Origin of the sequence: Sphingomonas melonis (assembly GCF_013409985.1) — a bacterium.
Classification (GTDB): Bacteria; Pseudomonadota; Alphaproteobacteria; order Sphingomonadales; family Sphingomonadaceae; genus Sphingomonas; species Sphingomonas melonis_A.
In genome coordinates this window covers 144,437-160,935 of record NZ_JACCBY010000003.1, presented here as the reverse complement: position 1 = coordinate 160,935, position 16,499 = coordinate 144,437, and the positions used below count along the sequence as shown (strand labels likewise).

The 16,499-nt window shown below is 68.7% G+C and carries 16 protein-coding genes; 10 read left to right on the top strand and 6 right to left on the bottom strand.

From position 1 onward, the window contains the following. Positions 1-27 precede the first annotated feature (27 nt). Positions 28-879, bottom strand: coding sequence for a metal-dependent hydrolase (locus tag HD841_RS11470; RefSeq protein ID WP_179509032.1), 852 nt, complete (start codon positions 877-879; stop codon positions 28-30). A 60-nt stretch (positions 880-939) separates the two neighbouring features. On the opposite strand from HD841_RS11470, the gene HD841_RS11465 reads away from it, so the two are divergent. Then, positions 940-1,530 carry a TetR family transcriptional regulator gene (locus HD841_RS11465; protein ID WP_257015541.1) on the top strand — a complete coding sequence of 197 codons (591 nt, stop codon included), beginning with the start codon at positions 940-942 and terminating at the stop codon, positions 1,528-1,530. 260 nt (positions 1,531-1,790) lie between these two features. On the opposite strand, the gene HD841_RS11460 is transcribed toward HD841_RS11465, so the two are convergent. Beyond that, positions 1,791-2,783, bottom strand: a complete 993-nt coding sequence (locus HD841_RS11460) for a helix-turn-helix domain-containing protein (protein WP_373563001.1) — start codon at positions 2,781-2,783, stop codon at positions 1,791-1,793. A gap of 116 nt (positions 2,784-2,899) precedes the next feature. Between HD841_RS11460 and obgE the strand changes: the two genes are divergently transcribed. The 8 genes from obgE (at position 2,900) to lptG (ending at position 12,234) form a co-directional block, all read left to right on the top strand. Continuing rightward, on the top strand, positions 2,900-3,946 hold the full coding sequence (gene obgE / locus HD841_RS11455) for a GTPase ObgE (RefSeq protein WP_179509031.1): 1,047 nt from the start codon (positions 2,900-2,902) through the stop codon (positions 3,944-3,946). Positions 3,947-4,131: 185 nt separating this feature from the next. After that, positions 4,132-5,235, top strand: a complete 1,104-nt coding sequence (gene proB, locus HD841_RS11450) for a glutamate 5-kinase (RefSeq protein ID WP_179509030.1) — start codon at positions 4,132-4,134, stop codon at positions 5,233-5,235. Positions 5,236-5,380: 145 nt separating this feature from the next. Next, on the top strand, positions 5,381-6,283 hold the full coding sequence (locus HD841_RS11445) for an NAD-dependent epimerase/dehydratase family protein (protein ID WP_179509029.1): 903 nt from the start codon (positions 5,381-5,383) through the stop codon (positions 6,281-6,283). A 42-nt stretch (positions 6,284-6,325) separates the two neighbouring features. After that, positions 6,326-6,574, top strand: coding sequence for an acyl carrier protein (locus tag HD841_RS11440; RefSeq protein WP_179509028.1), 249 nt, complete (start codon positions 6,326-6,328; stop codon positions 6,572-6,574). Beyond that, positions 6,571-7,845: a serine palmitoyltransferase gene (spt, locus tag HD841_RS11435; protein ID WP_179509027.1), complete on the top strand. Its 1,275-nt coding sequence runs from the start codon at positions 6,571-6,573 to the stop codon at positions 7,843-7,845. The genes HD841_RS11440 and spt overlap by 4 nt, the downstream gene beginning before the upstream one ends. Positions 7,846-7,989: 144 nt before the next feature. Continuing rightward, positions 7,990-9,870, top strand: a complete 1,881-nt coding sequence (locus HD841_RS11430) for an ATP-binding protein (protein WP_179509382.1) — start codon at positions 7,990-7,992, stop codon at positions 9,868-9,870. A gap of 79 nt (positions 9,871-9,949) precedes the next feature. Then, a complete protein-coding gene (gene lptF, locus HD841_RS11425) occupies positions 9,950-11,146 on the top strand; it encodes an LPS export ABC transporter permease LptF (protein ID WP_179509026.1) in 1,197 nt (398 codons plus the stop codon). Beyond that, on the top strand, positions 11,143-12,234 hold the full coding sequence (gene lptG, locus HD841_RS11420) for an LPS export ABC transporter permease LptG (protein ID WP_179509025.1): 1,092 nt from the start codon (positions 11,143-11,145) through the stop codon (positions 12,232-12,234). Before lptF ends, lptG begins: the two co-directional genes overlap by 4 nt. A gap of 10 nt (positions 12,235-12,244) precedes the next feature. Here lptG and HD841_RS11415 read toward each other — a convergent pair whose 3' ends face one another. Continuing rightward, positions 12,245-12,781, bottom strand: a complete 537-nt coding sequence (locus HD841_RS11415; protein ID WP_179509024.1) for a hypothetical protein — start codon at positions 12,779-12,781, stop codon at positions 12,245-12,247. 56 nt (positions 12,782-12,837) lie between these two features. Then, positions 12,838-13,929, bottom strand: a complete 1,092-nt coding sequence (locus HD841_RS11410) for a fatty acid desaturase family protein (protein WP_179509023.1) — start codon at positions 13,927-13,929, stop codon at positions 12,838-12,840. Between the two features lie 156 nt (positions 13,930-14,085). Here HD841_RS11410 and HD841_RS11405 point away from each other — a divergent pair, with 156 nt between their 5' ends. Continuing rightward, positions 14,086-15,237 (top strand): N-acetyltransferase, encoded by a 1,152-nt coding sequence (locus HD841_RS11405; RefSeq protein ID WP_179509022.1) that lies wholly within the window; start codon positions 14,086-14,088, stop codon positions 15,235-15,237. 447 nt (positions 15,238-15,684) lie between these two features. On the opposite strand, the gene HD841_RS11400 is transcribed toward HD841_RS11405, so the two are convergent. Both HD841_RS11400 and HD841_RS11395 read right to left on the bottom strand, forming a co-directional pair. After that, complete coding sequence (locus HD841_RS11400) at positions 15,685-16,038, bottom strand: HesB/IscA family protein (protein WP_179509021.1); 354 nt, start codon at positions 16,036-16,038, stop codon at positions 15,685-15,687. Next, on the bottom strand, positions 16,038-16,496 hold the full coding sequence (locus HD841_RS11395; protein ID WP_179509020.1) for an SUF system Fe-S cluster assembly protein: 459 nt from the start codon (positions 16,494-16,496) through the stop codon (positions 16,038-16,040). The genes HD841_RS11400 and HD841_RS11395 overlap by 1 nt, the downstream gene beginning before the upstream one ends. Positions 16,497-16,499: the final 3 nt, after the last annotated feature.

The window sequence follows — 16,499 nt, the reverse complement described above, 5'->3', positions numbered from 1 at the left end:
GGCCGGCGGTTGAAGCCCGGCGATTCGTCAGGCCGGGCGCGGCATAACGGCGGCCTCGTAATCGCTCTCCGCCAGACCGATCAGCGCGCGATCGTCATGCTTCCACGGATGGAAGCCGGGCAGGAAATAGGCCGCCCAGACCCCAGCGACCTTGCGCGCCATGCCGGGATTGCCGAACGCATACCAGAACAGCTGCGCCCACACCTTCGGTCCGGTCAGCCCGTCCTGCCGCAGCAGTTCGAGCATGCCGCGCGTACGCCCGGTGAAGAATCGCCACGTCGTGATCAGCATCACCATCGACTTGACCCGCCAGCGCGTGAAGCGCGGCCAATCCTTCGTTGCGTGCAGCCAGGTGTCGTAGGCAACGCCCTTATGCTCGATCTCCTCGGCGGCATGCCACAGCCAGAGCGCCTTGGCCTGCGTCTCGCCGCCGGCGAGATGCCGGGGATCGGCGATCAGTTCGTGTGCGAGCATCGCGGTGAAATGTTCGAGCGCGGTGGTGGCGGCAAGGCTGGCGATCGGCGGCCGCCCCTTGGTCAGCGCCAGCGCATCGTCGACGTCCTTGTCGAGTCGCCGCACGTCATAGCCCTGGTCGGTGACATGGCGGTTGAAGGCGACATGCTCGCGGGTGTGCATCACCTCCTGCTTGATGAAGGCGTTGATCTCGCCGGTCAGCTTGGGCGGGGTGCCGTCGCGGAACTTGCGCACGCTGTCGACGAAATAGCCCTCGCCCTTGGGAAAGGTGACCGACAGCGCATTGTAGAAGGCGGTCGCGATCGGATCGTTGTTGAGCCACCAGCGGCCCATCCGCATGCCGCGGCCGAAGCGCCGGTCGCGCGGAGTGATGACCAGATCGTCCGGCGTGGTTGCTTTCGCCATGGAAACCTCCAAACAAGGGCGATCGCCCCGTACTGACATCCTTGTAAGTAGGCTCCTGCCCTGTCCGCCGCAACCCATCGCAAGCGCCTGCCCCCCGCCGAAAGCCGCGACGCCGCGCTTGCCGCCGCACAGGCGCTGCTGCTCGAAGCGGGGCCGCAGGCGGTGACGCTGAAGGCGGTCGGTGCGCGGATCGGCCGCACCCACGCCAATCTGCTCCACCATTTCGGCTCGGCCGCCGGACTGCAACTGGCGCTGATCGCGCGGATGGCGACCGACATCACCGCGACGATTCGCGAGGCGCTGTTGCGCGACCGCGGTGCGGAGCCCGACCCGCGCCGGATCGTCGATCTCGTCTTCGATGCGTTCGACGGCGGCGGCGCGGGGGCGTTGGCGAGTTGGATGATCCTGTCGGGCAACCGCGATGCGCTCGATCCGATCCTCGCTGCGGTGCGCGCGCTGGTCGAGGATCTGGCCGGGCGTGTCGAGACCGCCTGCCGTCCGATCCAGGACGAGACGCTGCATCTGGTGCTGATGGCGCTGGGCGATGCGCTGCTCGGCGCCCCGATGGCGCGCGCGCTCGGCCTGCCGCGCGAGCGGGCGCGCGATCTGGCGGTGGCGATGCTCGTTTCGCCCTGCGCGCCGCATGACTGAGACACCGGCAATGTCGATTGGCACACCGGCAATGGTCACTGCCCTGCTCCGCGGGGAAATCGGGCGATATAGTTAACTATCGAGGGTCGCGGCTGGTCGGACAGCACGTGACATCGACTCGAGTCGAAGACGACGGCCGCATAAAGGCACGTTGTCACGGGAGGGGATGCCGGACGGGCGATGCTCCAGGCATTCGCTCGCCGGTGCTGCCGATCGGCGTCGCGATGGGGGTCGCGGCGCCGGTCGGCGGTTATCGCCGTTCAGACCACGCCATGCTGCGCGCGATAGTCGCCCGGCGTCATGCCATAGACCTCGCGGAACGCCCGCCCGAGATAGGCGGCATCGCAAAATCCCCAGCGTTCGGCGAGCATCGCGATCGTCTGCCGGTCGCCCGCGGTGCGCAGACTTTCCGCGATCCGCGCGAGCCGGCGGGTACGGATATAGGCCTGCACCCCGCCCTCCTCCTGCAACAGGCGATACAGCGTCGAGCGCGATACGCCGAGCGTCCGGCTGAGCCGCGTCGTGTTGAGCGAGGGCGAGCCCAAGTGCCGCTCGATCGTCTCGCGCAGCTCGACCAGCAGCCCGCGTTCCCGCTGGTCCACGTCCGCCGGAGCGGTTCCGAGACTGGCCGACACGGCGATGGTGAACAGGTCGAGCACGGTCTGCGCCAGGGCCGGCGCGCTGGTCACCGGCAGATGATGCGCATTGTCGCGCAGCGTCGCGAGGTGCGAGACCAGCAGCGCCGCCTGATCGGGCGCGATGACATGGCCATGCAGGCTGCGCACCGAGGCGGGCAGCATCTGCTCGGCCAGCGCGCGCGGCAGCGTGAAGCCGGTGCAGATCGACGCATCCGATGCGTGCGCCTGCACCTGCGCAAGATCGGCCAGCACGACCGACCCGCCCGGCGCGATCAGGTCGCGGCCGGCCATGTCGCCGCGCGCGCCGCCCTGATGGCGGACGTTGACGACGAGATCGTCGCACTGGTCGCGCGCGATATTCTCGCGCCGGCGGACCCAGTCCTGCGCGGTGATCCGCGCCTGGCCGAGTCCGATCGTGCCGAGGTCGAGCCAGTCCATGGCAACGGCGAAGGGTTCGTGCGGCGATGTGTCGAACCGCGCCGACAGGTTGGCGATGTCGGCGTCGCGCCAGCAGGCATAGCGCTGCGCGTCGGGCAGGCCATCCGAGCTGAAGACGCGTTGCCACGCCAATCGTCTGGGCGCCTGATCGCCCCGGGAATCGTGCAGCGTCGTCACCCGCCAAGTCTTAGCGCCAGCCGAAACGGCGGTTCAATGATCTTGTTGCACCCGGCGGGCGACGGCAAAGCAACCGCGGGGGTGGCCGTCCGCGCGCGGCACGCTAAAGAGGCGCCATGCATTTTCTCGACCAGGCCAAGATCTTCGTCCGCTCCGGCTCGGGCGGCCCCGGCGCCGTCAGCTTCCGGCGCGAGAAATTCATCGAATACGGCGGCCCCGACGGCGGCAACGGCGGCAAGGGCGGCGACATCATCTTCGAGGCGGTCGCCGGCCTCAATACGCTGATCGATTTCCGCTACACCCAGCATTTCCGCGCGCCGCGCGGCTCGGGCGGGTCGGGCAGCAACCGCACCGGCGGTGGCGGCGACGACCTCGTCATCAAGGTTCCGGTCGGCACGCAGGTGCTGTCCGAGGACAAGGAAGAGGTGCTGCTCGACTTCACCCGCGTCGGCCAGCGCGAGATCTTCCTACGAGGCGGCGACGGCGGCCGCGGTAACGCCAGCTACAAGACCTCGACCAACCGGGCGCCGCGCCAGCACGGCACCGGCTGGCCGTCCGAGGAGGCGTGGGTATGGCTGCGGCTCAAGCTGCTCGCCGATGCGGGGCTGGTCGGCCTGCCCAATGCCGGCAAGTCGACCTTCATCAACGCGGTCACCAATGCGCAGGCCAAGGTCGGTGAATATGCCTTCACCACCACGCGGCCGCAGCTCGGCGTGGTGCGCCACCACGCCCGCGAGTTCGTCGTCGCCGACATCCCCGGCCTGATCGAGGGCGCGGCGGATGGCGCGGGCATCGGCGACCGGTTCCTGGGGCACATCGAACGCTGCCGCGTGCTGCTCCACCTGGTCGACGCCAATGACGACGATGTCGCCGAAAGCTATCGCATCGTCCGCGAGGAGCTGGAGGCCTATGGCGGCGGCCTGATCGACAAGCCGCACGTCGTCGCGCTCAACAAGATCGACATGCTCGACGACGAGCTGATCGAGGCCCTGTCCGCCGAACTGGCGGAAGAGAGCGGCACCGACGTGATCCCGCTGTCGGGTGCGGCGGGGACGGGCGTCGACTGGGTGCTCGACAAATTGCTCGAGGCGATCGGGCCGGGGCCGGATACGGTGCCGGAGAATGACGAGGGCGAGGACGAGATCACCTGGTCGCCGGTGTGACCCTCTTCTAAATCCTCCCCCGCAAGGGGGAGGTGGCGCCGCGAAGCGGTGACGGAGGGGGAGGATACGGCGAACCGAGCCGTTTGCGGACACGCCCCCTCCACCACCCGGCTAAGCCGGGCGGTCCCCCTCCCCCGCTGCGCGAGGGAGGACTTGGTTCCTCGATATACGCTAGACCCCCATTCATGTCGCTCTTCCCGCCCGCCTCCTGCCCGCGCCTGATCGTCAAGGTCGGTTCCGCCCTGCTCGTCGCACCCGACGGCGCGGTGCGGCGCGACTGGCTGGCGACGCTGGTCGCCGACATCGCCGCGCGCGTCGGCGAGGGCCAGCAGGTCGCGATCGTCTCGTCGGGCGCGATCGCGCTCGGCGCGCGGCGACTCGGCCTCGCCAAGGGGGGGCGCGCCAGCCTTGAAGACGCGCAGGCCGCGGCGGCGACCGGCCAGATCGCGCTCAGCCAGACATGGGCGGAGCTGCTCGGCGGACACGGCCTCACCGCCGCGCAGATGCTGGTGACGCTCGACGATCTCGAAGACCGCCGCCGCTATCTCAACGCCGCGGCGACGCTCGGCCGGCTGCTCGGGCTCGGCGTGGTGCCGGTCATCAACGAGAATGACAGCGTCGCGACCGAGGAGATCCGCTTCGGCGACAACGACCGGCTCGCCGCGCGCGTCGCACAGGCCGCGGGCGCGCAGGGAGTCGTGCTGCTGTCCGACGTCGATGGCCTGTACGACGCCAACCCGCACACCAACCCCGATGCGCAGCATGTCGCGCGGGTCGAGCGGATCGACGCGGTCGCCGGCATGGCGGATGCGGGATCGGCCTCGGGCATGGGGTCGGGCGGCATGGTGTCGAAGATCGCCGCCGCGCGGATCGCGACCGGCGCCGGCGCGCATCTCGCGATCGCCAGCGGCCGGCGCGATCATCCGCTTGCCGGCGACCAGCGGCACACCCTGTTCGTCGCGGAGCGGGCGGCGTCGGCGCGCAAGGCGTGGCTGGCCGGCGGGCTGACCGCACGCGGCCGCATCCATGTCGACGCAGGCGCGGCGCGCGCGCTCGCGGCGGGCGGCAGCCTGCTCGCCGCCGGCGCGACGCGCGTCGAGGGCGCGTTCGGGCGCGGCGATCTGGTGACGATCGAAGGGCCGGACGGCACCGTCGCGCGCGGCCTGTCGGAATATGCCGCGGACGAGGCGCTCCGCCTGCTCGGCACGCGCTCGGAGGAACAGGCGGCGCTATTGGGCTATGCCCCGCGGGCGGCGCTGGTGCACCGCAACCATCTGGCGTTGCTGTGATGCCGTCGCCCCACCCACCCCGTCACCCCGGACTTGTTCCGGGGTCCACTCCGCGGCGAGGAGAACGGCTTGAGGCTCAAGAGGCGCACTGGCGGCCCAGTGGACCCCGGAACACGTCCGGGGTGACGGTCAGGGGTGTGGCAGCATGACCGTCCTCGCCATCACCGGCGCGACCGGCTTCGTCGGCGGCGCGCTGCTCGATCAGGCGCTTGCCGCCGGTCATCACGTCCGCGCGCTCACCCGCCGGCCGCAACCCGCCCGCGACCGCGTCACCTGGATCGAGGGCGCACTCGACCGACCGGACAGCCTGACCGCGCTCGCCGGCAACGCGGATGCGATCGTCCATGTCGCCGGCGTGGTGAACGCGCCCGACCGCGCCGGCTTCGTCGCCGGCAATATCGACGGCACGCGCGCGATGCTCGCCGCCGCGCGCACGGCGGGCGTCCATCACTTCGTCCACGTCTCCTCGCTCTCCGCCCGCGAACCCGCGCTGTCCAACTACGGCTGGTCGAAGGCGGAGGCCGAATCGCTGGTCCAGGCCAGCCCCCTCGCCTGGAGCATCGTCCGCCCCAGCGGCGTCTACGGCCCCGGCGACATGGAGATGCGCGACCTGTTCCGTGCCGCGAAGCTCAACGTCGCGCTGCTGCCGCCGCGCGGCAGGCTATCGCTGGTCGCGGTCGACGATCTCGCCCGCCTGCTGCTCACCCTCGCGACGTGCGACCTGCCGCCCGCGCTCTACGAAGTCGACGACGGCCACGTCCTCACCCATGAACAGTTGGCGCAGGCGATCGGCCGCGCCGTCGGCCGCCGGCGCGTGCTCGCGCTGCACCTGCCCAAGCCGATCCTCCAGCTCGGCGCGGCACTCGACAAGACCCTCCGCGGCGCCGGCGCCAAGCTCACCGCCGACCGCGTCGGCTATCTCGCCCATCCCGACTGGACCGCCCGCCCCGCGCTGCGCCCGCCCGCCGATCTGTGGACGCCGTCCGTCGCACCCGAGGCGGGGCTTGCCGCAACGGCGCGATGGTATCGCGCCAACGGATTGCTATAGCGCCGCAACCCTGCCGTATTTGGCCGCCATCCAGGAAGAATGATGACCGACCGCACCCAGATCCTCGACACGATCAAGGCCCAGATCGAACCGTTCAACAAGAAAGGCATCGCGCTGACCGAGGCGACCACCTTCCAGGGCGATCTGGAGTGGGACAGCCTCACCGTCATGGACTTCGTCGCCGCGATCGAGGACGAGTTCGACATCATCATCACGATGAACATGCAGGCCGAGATCGAGAATATCGGCCAGCTCGCCGATGCCGTCGCCAAGCTGCGGGGCGACGCATGACCGAAACCGGATTGCAGCCCGAAGCGCTCGACCTCGATCCCGCCCCGGTCGCACCGGCCAATGAGGCCGGGCGCGACCTGATGAGCAAGTTCGATGCCCTCATCGCCGAACGCAAGGCGCTGATCGACACCGGCGTCACCGATCCGTTCGCGATCGTGATGGATCAGGTGAAGGGCCCGACCGAGGCGGTGATCGCCGGCCGCGCCACGATCCTGCTCGGCACCTACAATTACATGGGCATGACGTTCGATCCCGACGTCATCGCCGCCGGCCATGCCGCGCTCGACCAGTTCGGCTCGGGCACCAACGGCAGCCGCATGCTCAACGGCACCTTCCGCGACCATATGGCGGCGGAACAGGCGCTGCGCGACTTCTACGGCACGACCGGCGCGATCGTCTTCTCGACCGGCTATATGGCCAATCTCGGCATGATCTCGACGCTCGTCGGCAAGGGTGAATACGTCATCCTCGACGCCGACAGCCACGCCTCGATCTACGACGGCTGCAAGCAGGGCAATGCCGAGATCGTCCGCTTCCGCCACAACAGCGTCGAGGATCTCGACAAGCGCCTCGGCCGCCTGCCCAAGGAGGCGGGCAAGCTCGTCGTGCTCGAGGGCGTCTATTCGATGCTCGGCGACGTCGCGCCGCTCAAGGAGATGGTCGCGGTCGCCAAGAAACACGGCGCGATGGTGCTGAGCGACGAGGCGCATTCGATGGGCTTCTACGGCCCCAACGGCCGCGGCGTGTACGAGGATCAGGGGCTGGAGGCGGACGTCGATTTCGTCGTCGGCACCTTCTCCAAGTCGGTTGGCACCGTCGGCGGCTTCTGCGTGTCGAACCACCCGAAGTTCGAGGCGATCCGCCTCGCCTGCCGCCCCTATATCTTCACCGCCTCGCTGCCGCCGTCGGTGGTCGCGACCGCCGCGGCGTCGATCCGCAAGCTCATGACCGCGCACGACAAGCGCGCGCAGCTGTGGGCCAATGCCCGACAGCTGCACGGCGGCCTGAAGGCGATGGGCTTCAAGCTCGGCACCGAGGCGCCCGACAGCGCGATCGTCGCGGTGATCCTCGACGACCAGGAACAGGCGGTGACGATGTGGCAGGGGCTGCTGCACGGCGGCGTCTACGTCAACATGGCGCGCCCGCCGGCGACGCCGGCCGGCACCTTCCTGCTGCGCTGTTCGCTGTGCGCCGAGCATAATGAAGCGCAACTCGACGCGGTGCTCGCCGCCTTTCGCGCGGCGGGGCAGGCCGTGGGCGCGATCGGCTGACCTTGATCCGCCGCAACGTGCGGCGGCTTTCCACGGGTGGTGAAACACACTAGCCTTGCCGGCGTGACTCGTAACGACGCCGAAACGGTCTCCGTAGGGACCCTGGAGGGCGACGCGACGTGGCGGACCATCACGCTTGTCGTGATGGGCCTGCTCGGCGCGGCGGTGCTCGTCGCGCTGATCCTGACGCTCGGCGAGGCGAACCGCCAGCGCGACCGCGCGCTCAAGGCGCAGGCGCACAGCTATGACGTGATGATCCTCGCCCGCACCGTGTCGGGCACCATCGCGCGGTCCGAGGCATCGCTCGGCCGCTACGTCATCAGCGGCAAGGCGGAGAAGGAGCTTGGCCAGCTCTATTACGACCAGTGGCGACTGGCGGGGACGCAGCTCGGCCGGCTCGAACGGCTGACCATGGATACGCCCGAACAGAGCGCCCGCGTCGGCCGGCTGCGCACCGCCTATCAGCAGCGCGGCGAGGAACTGTCGCTGACCGCGCTCAGCACCACCTATGGCCAGAACAGCCAGGCTCTCGCCCGCTATTACAAGGCCCGCCAGTCCCCCACGCTCACCGCGATCGACACGACGCTCGACCAGATCATCAGCCGCGAACGCGCGCTGCTCGACCAGCGGACCGCGGATGCGATGCGGACCGTCGACCGATCGAGCCGGATCGCCGGGGTGCTGGCGATCTTCGGCGTGCTGATCGTCGTCGGCGCACTGGTGCTCGGCTGGTTCACGCTGCACGCGGTCGGCGAGCGCGCGCTGGCCCGCGCCGAGGCGGACGCGGAGCGCGAACGCGCCGAGGAACTCGCCGCGGCGGTGACCCAGGCGACCGACGAACTGCGCGTGCAGGAGGCCAAGGTCCGCCAGATCCAGAAGATGGATGCGGTCGGCCAGCTCACCGGTGGCATCGCCCACGACTTCAACAATATGCTCGCGGTCGTGCTCGGTGGGCTGGAGCTGGCGCGGCGCGCGGTCGGGCAGGATCCGGCGACGCTGGCGCGCCACCTCGACAACGCCACCGACGGCGCGACCCGCGCCGCGGCGCTGACCCGCCGCCTGCTCGCCTTCAGCCGCGAGGAATCGCTCAAGCCCGAACCGATCGCCGCCGCGGCGCTGGTGTCGGGCATGTCCGAGCTGATCGACCGGACGCTGGGCGACGCGATCACCGTCGTCGTCCGCGACGAGGCACGCGGCTGGCAGGTCCATGCCGACCGGGTGCAGCTCGAAAACGCCGTGCTCAATCTCGCGGTCAACGCGCGCGACGCGATGAACGGCCGTGGTCAGCTCGTCATAGCGACCGGCGCGACGGTGCTCGAGGACGACCATGTCGACGATTGCTGCGCCGGCGAATATGTCACGCTCGCGGTGACCGACACCGGCACCGGCATGACGCCCGAGGTGCTCGAACGCGTCTACGAACCCTTCTTCACCACGAAGGCCGCGGGCAAGGGCACCGGCCTCGGCCTCAGCCAGATTTTCGGACTGGTGCGCCAGTTGCGCGGCGGCATCGCGATCGACACCGCGGTCGGCCGCGGCACCACCGTCACGCTCTACCTCCCGCGCGACACCAGCGTCGAGGTGGCGGAGCCGGCCGCGACCGTCGATCCGGTCAGCGTCGCGCCGCTCGCCGAGGCGCTGCACGTGCTCGTCGTCGAGGACGATCCGCGCGTGCTCGCCGCGACGATGATGGCATTGGAGGAACTGGGCCATCGCGGCATCGCCTGCGACGCGCCGCTCAAGGCGCCGGCACTGCTCGCCGCGCATGACGATATCGACCTCATCATCTCCGACGTGCTGATGCCGGGGCAGACCGGGCCGGAGATGATCGCCAGCCTGTCGCCGCTCTATCCGCATATCGCCGTGCTGTTCGTCACCGGCTTCGCCGGCGAGGCGAATGCCAGCGAGTTCGGCCGCCATCCGGTATTGCGCAAGCCGTTCACGCTCAGCGGCCTGGAGCGCGCGATCGGCAAGGCGCTCGCCGCCGACCGCCCCGCCCCGCCGCATCAGATCGCCGCCGAATGACGCGGGGGAATTTAGCTGACGTCCTCGGCACCCGCGCCTATACCGCCCCTTCCCCGCCCCGGCCCGAGCCCCTGACCGCATGACTTCTCTCGACCGCTACATGGCCCGGCTGATCGCGTTGCCGCTGTTCTCGACGCTGACCATCGCCGCCATGCTGCTGGTGCTCGACCGTATCCAGCGGCTGTTCGTGTTCGTCGCCACCGAGGGCGGCCCGGTCAGCGTCGTGTGGCGGATGCTCGCCAACCTGCTGCCCGAATATCTCGGCCTCGGCATTCCCATCGGGCTGCTGCTCGGCATCCTGCTCGCCTTCCGCCGGCTCGCCGCCAATTCGGAGCTCGACGTGCTGCGCGCGGTCGGCGTCAGCTATACCCGGATGCTGCGCGTGCCGTTCATGTACGCGCTGGTGCTGGCCGCGCTCAACATCGCGATCGTCGGCTTCGTCCAGCCCAAGGCGCGCTATTATTACGAGCAATTGCGCTTCGAATTGCGCACCGGCGCGCTCGGCGCGTCGATCAAGGTGGGCGAATTCACCCATTTCGGCGACCGCATGACCCTCCGCATCGAGCAGAGCCATGACAAGGGCCGCAAGCTCGACGGCATCTTCGTCTATTACAACGACAAGGGCACCAGCTATTCGGTCACCGCGCAATCGGGTCAGTTCCTCGCGACCGACGATCCCAACACGATCATCTTCCGCCTGACCAAGGGCACGCTCGTGCACAAGGCGCCGAACTTCACCGTGCCGCGGGTGCTGACCTTCACCTCGCACGATCTGCCGATCCCGCTGCCGCGTTACGAGAATTTCCGCCAGCGCGGCGGCCGCAACCTCGAATTCACGCTGCCCGAACTGGCGAAGCTCGGCCATGGCGCGCAGAGCGCCGAGCAGCGCGACAGCAGCCGCTCCGAATTCCACTTCCGCCTGGTCGAGGTGGCGACGATGTTCCTGTTGCCGCTGCTCGCGATCGCGCTCGGCGTGCCGCCGAAACGCTCCAACTCGGGGTTCGGCGTGTTCCTCGCGATCGTGATGATCGTGGCGTATCACAAGGTGAATGAATATGCCGCGTCGATCGGCGAACTGGGGCGGATCGATCCGTTGATCGCGCTCTGGGTCCCCTTCTGCATCTTCGCCGGGATCATCGTCTGGATGTATTATCAGATCGCCTATGTCCCCGGGGGGCAACCGATCGGCGCACTCGAACGCGCCTTCTCGAAGCTCGCCAAGCTCATCACCCGCTATCTGCCCGGCCGCGGCCGCAAGAAGGAGCGCGCGGCATGAGCAGCTTCTTCCCGTCGCGCACCGTCGCGATCTACATGGGGCGGATGTTCCTGGTGCGCACCTTCGGGCTGCTCGCCGCGCTGCTGCTGATCCTGCAGACGCTCGACCTGCTCAGCGAATCGGGCCAGATCCTCGCCCATCCCGGCAACACGCAGGAGCAGGTGTGGCAATATGTCGGCCTGCGCGCGCCGCAGATCGCCGCCTTCCTGCTGCCCTTCTCGGTCCTGCTCGGCACCATCCTGACGCTCATCACGATGAACCAGAACAGCGAGGTCATCGCGCTCAAGGCGGCCGGCCTGTCGGCGCACCAGGTGCTCGCGCCGCTGCTCGTCGCCAGCCTCGGTGTCGCGGTGCTCAGCTTCACCTTCAACGAACGGATCGTCAGCCGCGCCACCGCGACGCTCGATCAGTGGAAGGACGCCGATTACGGGCCGCTGCCGATCGATCGCGGCGACAGGACCAACGTCTGGGTGCGCGACGGCGACGATCTGATCGCGGTGCAGCAGGTGCGCGGGCGCGGCGAGCAGGTGCGGCTTGGCAACGTCACCGTCTACGACCGCACCGGCGGCGAGCTGGTCGCGATCATCCGCGCGCCGCAGGGCCGCCATGCCGGCAACGGCTGGGCGATCAGCCCGGCGACGCGCTTCGACGTCGCCACCGGCAAGCTCAGCACGATCGGCACGGTCAAGGTCGCGCCCGGCGTCCGGCCCGATCAGTTCACGCTCGGCGCGATCAATCCCGACGGGCTCGACTTCGCGTCCCTGCACGCGGCGATCGGCGACCTGCGCGATGCCGGCCGGCCGACCAAGTCGCTCGAGGGCACGCTCTGGCACAAATTCTCCAGCCCGCTCTCGGCGGTGCTGATGCCGCTGCTCGGCGCGGTGGCGGCATTCGGCATCGCCCGCTCGGGCCAGTTGTTCATCCGTGCCGTCATCGGCATGGCACTGGGCTTCGCCTATTTCGTCGCCGACAATTTCGCGCTGGCGATGGGCAATCTCGGCGCCTATCCGCCGTTCCTCGCCGCTTGGGCGCCGTTCCTGCTGTTCCTGCTGATCGGTGAGGCCGTACTCATCCGCACCGAGGAATAGGGCCCGCCCGTCACGGCACCGACAGCGGTCCGTCGAGCACCGCGGGCATCCGCGACACCAGCGCACCGGCGAGCTTGGCCCCGACCACGGCCGGCGCATTCGCCGGCGTCCCGGCGACCTGGGCGGTGACCGCACTGCCGCTCCATAGCGTATGGCCGTCGCGCCACGCGGTCAGCGTGATCGTCATCCGCGTGACGATCAGGGCTCGCAGATCCTGCTTCTGCGTCGGCAGCGCCAGCTGGACGCCCGCGCCCCAATTGGCGACCTGCGCGTCCGGCGCCTTCTTGCCCGCCGGCGCACCGACCAGCCCGCGCAATTCATGACGGATGTCGATGCGCGCCCGGTACCGGCTCGGGCCGCGGCCGGGCAGTACGAGGAAATTGGCGCTGTTGAAGACGTCGCCGATCGCATCGGCAAAGGCCGGCACCTCGGGACCGTCGGTCTTGCCGTCTTCATCGACAAGCAGCGTCACCGTGCCGGGCGGCACGGCCTCACCGGCCGCAGCGGGCGTGACGAGCAGCGCAAGGATGCCGGACCAAATGCTCATCTTCCGACACCCACCTCTGGCTATCGTCCTGCCCCATTATAGCGCAGGTGCCCGGTTCACCGTGGCTGGAACGTGCTCCGCACGATCTTGTTCACCAGCCCGGGCAGTCCGGCATAGCTGGCCTTGTGATAGGGCGAGCCCTGTTCGACCGCTGCGGTGATGCGGCGGTGCGCCTCGCCGAGCGCATGATAGGGCAGGCTCGGCAGCAGATGGTGGAGCGCGTGATAGCGCAGGCCCACCGGTGCCCACAGCGCCGGCAGCAGCGCCGGCGGCGGCACGTTGACCGAGTCGAGATATTGCGCGGTCACCGACATCGGCTCGCCGTCATTCTCCCACAGATGCGCGACGAGCGTGCGGACCTGGTTGACCACCGCGACGCCCGAACCGATCGCCAGCGCGATCGCGACGCTGCGCAGCGGGAAGACGCCGGTGGCGGTCAGCACGACGACGGCGATCGCCCACAGGCTGGCGGCGGTTTCGACCCGGTTCCACATCGTCAGCGCCTCGCCCTCCGGCGCACGGCGGCGGAACGACGGGTTGATCGCCAGCGCCGAATAGCGCTCCATCACGATCGTCCGCAGCTTCGGCGACAGCAGCGACACCGGCGACAGGATCGCATAGCGGATCAGCAGGCCGAGCGGCGCCAGCGCGGATATCACCACGAACGCCGGCAGCGTCCACGGCTTCATCAGCGCGAGCGGCAGATATTCCGGATCCTCCGACGTGCCATAACGCGTCTTGGCGTGGTGCAGGTTGTGGACGCCCTCGTACATGAAGCTCGGGACCAGCATCGGCACGCCGACCAGCGCATTCCACGCGCCCCGGAAGCGCGGCACGGCGCTATGCTTCATATGGCTGACTTCGTGGATAAAGCTCAGCGCGCGATACAGCGCCAGCGCCGAGACGACGGCGGCGAGCACCACCCATCCGGTCTGCCGCGCCGTCACCGCCACGGCGAGCGCGCCATAGCCGACCACGACCGACGCGAGCAGATCGGTCCAATAGATGCCCGGACGCGGCGCGATCAGATCGCGCGTCGCCTCCGCTGCGGCGCGCAGCATCGCCTTGTCGTCGGCGATGCGCGGGCGCGGCGCGCGCACCGGCGCGTCGGCGACGGGGGCGCGGGAAAGGGTCAGCGAGCGTTCCATGGCGTGGTCCATTGCCCCAAGATAGTGGCGACAGCGTGGCATTTACAGGCGCGGAAAACCGTCACGGCGCCGCAACATATCGATCAGTGATGACGGAAACGTCACTCGCCTTGTCGCCATGCCGTGCTAGATCGCACGCCAAAATGGGAGGCCCGAATGAGCGACCTGACGATCACCCCCGTCACCACGAAGAGCGAGCGCAAGGCGTTCATCGACCTGCCGTTCCGGCTGTACAAGGACGATCCCGCCTGGGTGCCGCCGCTCAAGGGCGAGGCGCTTGGCCTGATCACGCCGGAAAAGAACGGCTGGTACAGCCACGCCAAGGTGCGGCTGTTCCTGGCGCGTCAGGGCGGCCGGGTGGTCGGCCGCATCTCGGCGCATATCGACACGCTGGCGCTGACGATGCCGGCGGAACAGGGCTTTGGCCCCGGCGTCGGCCAATGGGGATCGATGGAAGCCGAGCGCGAAGAGGTATTCGTCGCCCTGCTCGCCAGGGCGGAAGGTTGGCTACGCGAGCAGGGGATGACCCGCGCGCTTGGGCCGATCTCACAATCGGTCTGGGAAGAACCCGGCCTTCTGGTCCAGGGCTTTGATCATGCGCCGACAATCATGATGGGCCATGCCAAGCCCGAATATCAGGGCTGGATCGAGCGCGCCGGCTATCAGCAGGTCAAGCAACTCTTCACCTACGAACTCGACATCACGCAGGAATTTCCTCCGATCGTGAAGCGGATCATCAAGTCCGGTGAAAACAACAAGCGCATCGTCGTGCGGCAGGTCGACAAGCGCAAGTTCGAAGAGGAGGCGGCGATCATCCTCTCGATCCTCAACGATGCGTGGAGCGACAATTGGGGCTTCGTTCCCCTCACCCCGCCGGAGATCAAGGACGTCGGCGTCAAGCTGAAACCGATCGTGTTCAACGACCTGATCCGCATCGCCGAGCTTGATGGCAAGCCGGTGGCGTTCATGATCACCCTCCCCGACCTCAACGAACCGTTGAAGCCGCTCAACGGCTCGCTGCTGCCGTTCGGCTGGGCCAAGCTGCTGCTGTGGCTGCGCAAGCCCAAGGTGCGGACGATGCGCGTGCCCTTGATGGGCGTCGTCAAGGAGTTGCAGGCGTCGCGGCTGGCGAGCCAGCTCGCCTTCATGATGATCGAATATATCCGCCGTGCCTCGGTCCAGCATTACGGTGCCAGCCGCGGCGAGATCGGCTGGATCCTCGACGACAATCAGGGCATGCGCTCGATCGCCGAGACGATCGATAGCCGAGTCAACAAGGTCTACAATATCTACGGGCGCGACCTGTAGGCCGGATCGACATCCAGTCCAATTCCTTCCCCTCTAGGAGCGGAGGACTACCGCCTATGGCTCCGGTGATGAGGCTCGACGGCTTCCCCCTCGTATCCGTCACCCCGGACTCGTTCCGGGGTCCACCGGGCCACAAGAGAACGGTGTCCCATCGAGCCTCCCCTCGCCGCAGAGTGGACCCCGGAACACGTCCGGGGTGACGGGGTGGGATTGGGAGGCGGCGGACTCAAGCGAACGTCCACACGATAGCCTTGCCCAGCCGGGGCCGGCGGTATCTCCAAAGCCTGAATGTCGATCCGGCCCAGGGCGGAAACCAACGCCTCCCGCCGGGGGAGGCGGCTGGCGCTGCGGGCGCGGGCGGTCAGCGTAGCCGTATGCGGCAAACGCCTCTTCAACCCCACGCCTGTCTGCCCCTCCCCCGCAGCGTCAGCGGAGGAAGGGGACGGATCAGACCGTGAAGCTCTCGCCGCAGCCGCACGCGCCCTTGGCGTTGGGGTTGTTGAACACGAACCCCGCGGTGAAATCGTCCTCGACCCAGTCCATCGTCGATCCGACGAGGTACAGGATCGAGCCGCCGTCAACGAACAAAGTGCCGCCGGGCGTGTCGATCCGCTCGTCGAACGGCTTGGCCTCGGTGACGTAATCGACCGAATAGGCGAGGCCGGAGCAGCCGCGGCGCGGCGTCGACAGCTTGACGCCGATCGCCCCCTCCGGCGCGCGCGTCATCAGGTCGGCGATCCGCGCGTCGGCATTGGCGGTGAGGATCAGCGGCGCCGGGCGCTGGCGCAGGGTCGTGGCCATCACAGCATCCCCAGTTCGAGCTTGGCGTCGTCGGACATCTTCTGCGGGTCCCATGGCGGGTCCCAGACGAGGTTGACGTCGGCGAAGGCGATGCCCGGCACCGCGGCGACGCGCATCTCGACCTCGGCGGGCATCGATTCGGCGACCGGGCAATGCGGCGTGGTGAGCGTCATCGTCACCACCGCCTGCCCCGTCTCCGCGACCTCGACGCCGTAGATCAGCCCGAGATCGTAGATATTGACCGGAATCTCCGGGTCATAGATCTCCTTCAGCGCGTCGATGACCGCCTCGTACAGCGCGCCGCCGGGCTCGCCCGGCGCATCGCCCTGCGGCTTCTGCTGGAGAAAGCCGGTGAGGTAATCGCGTTCGCGCGGCGCAGTATCCGCCACGTCCTCGACGCGCGCGCGCGGTGCCGGCGTCACCGCGTCCACTTCCTCGATACGGATCGCATCGCTCATCCG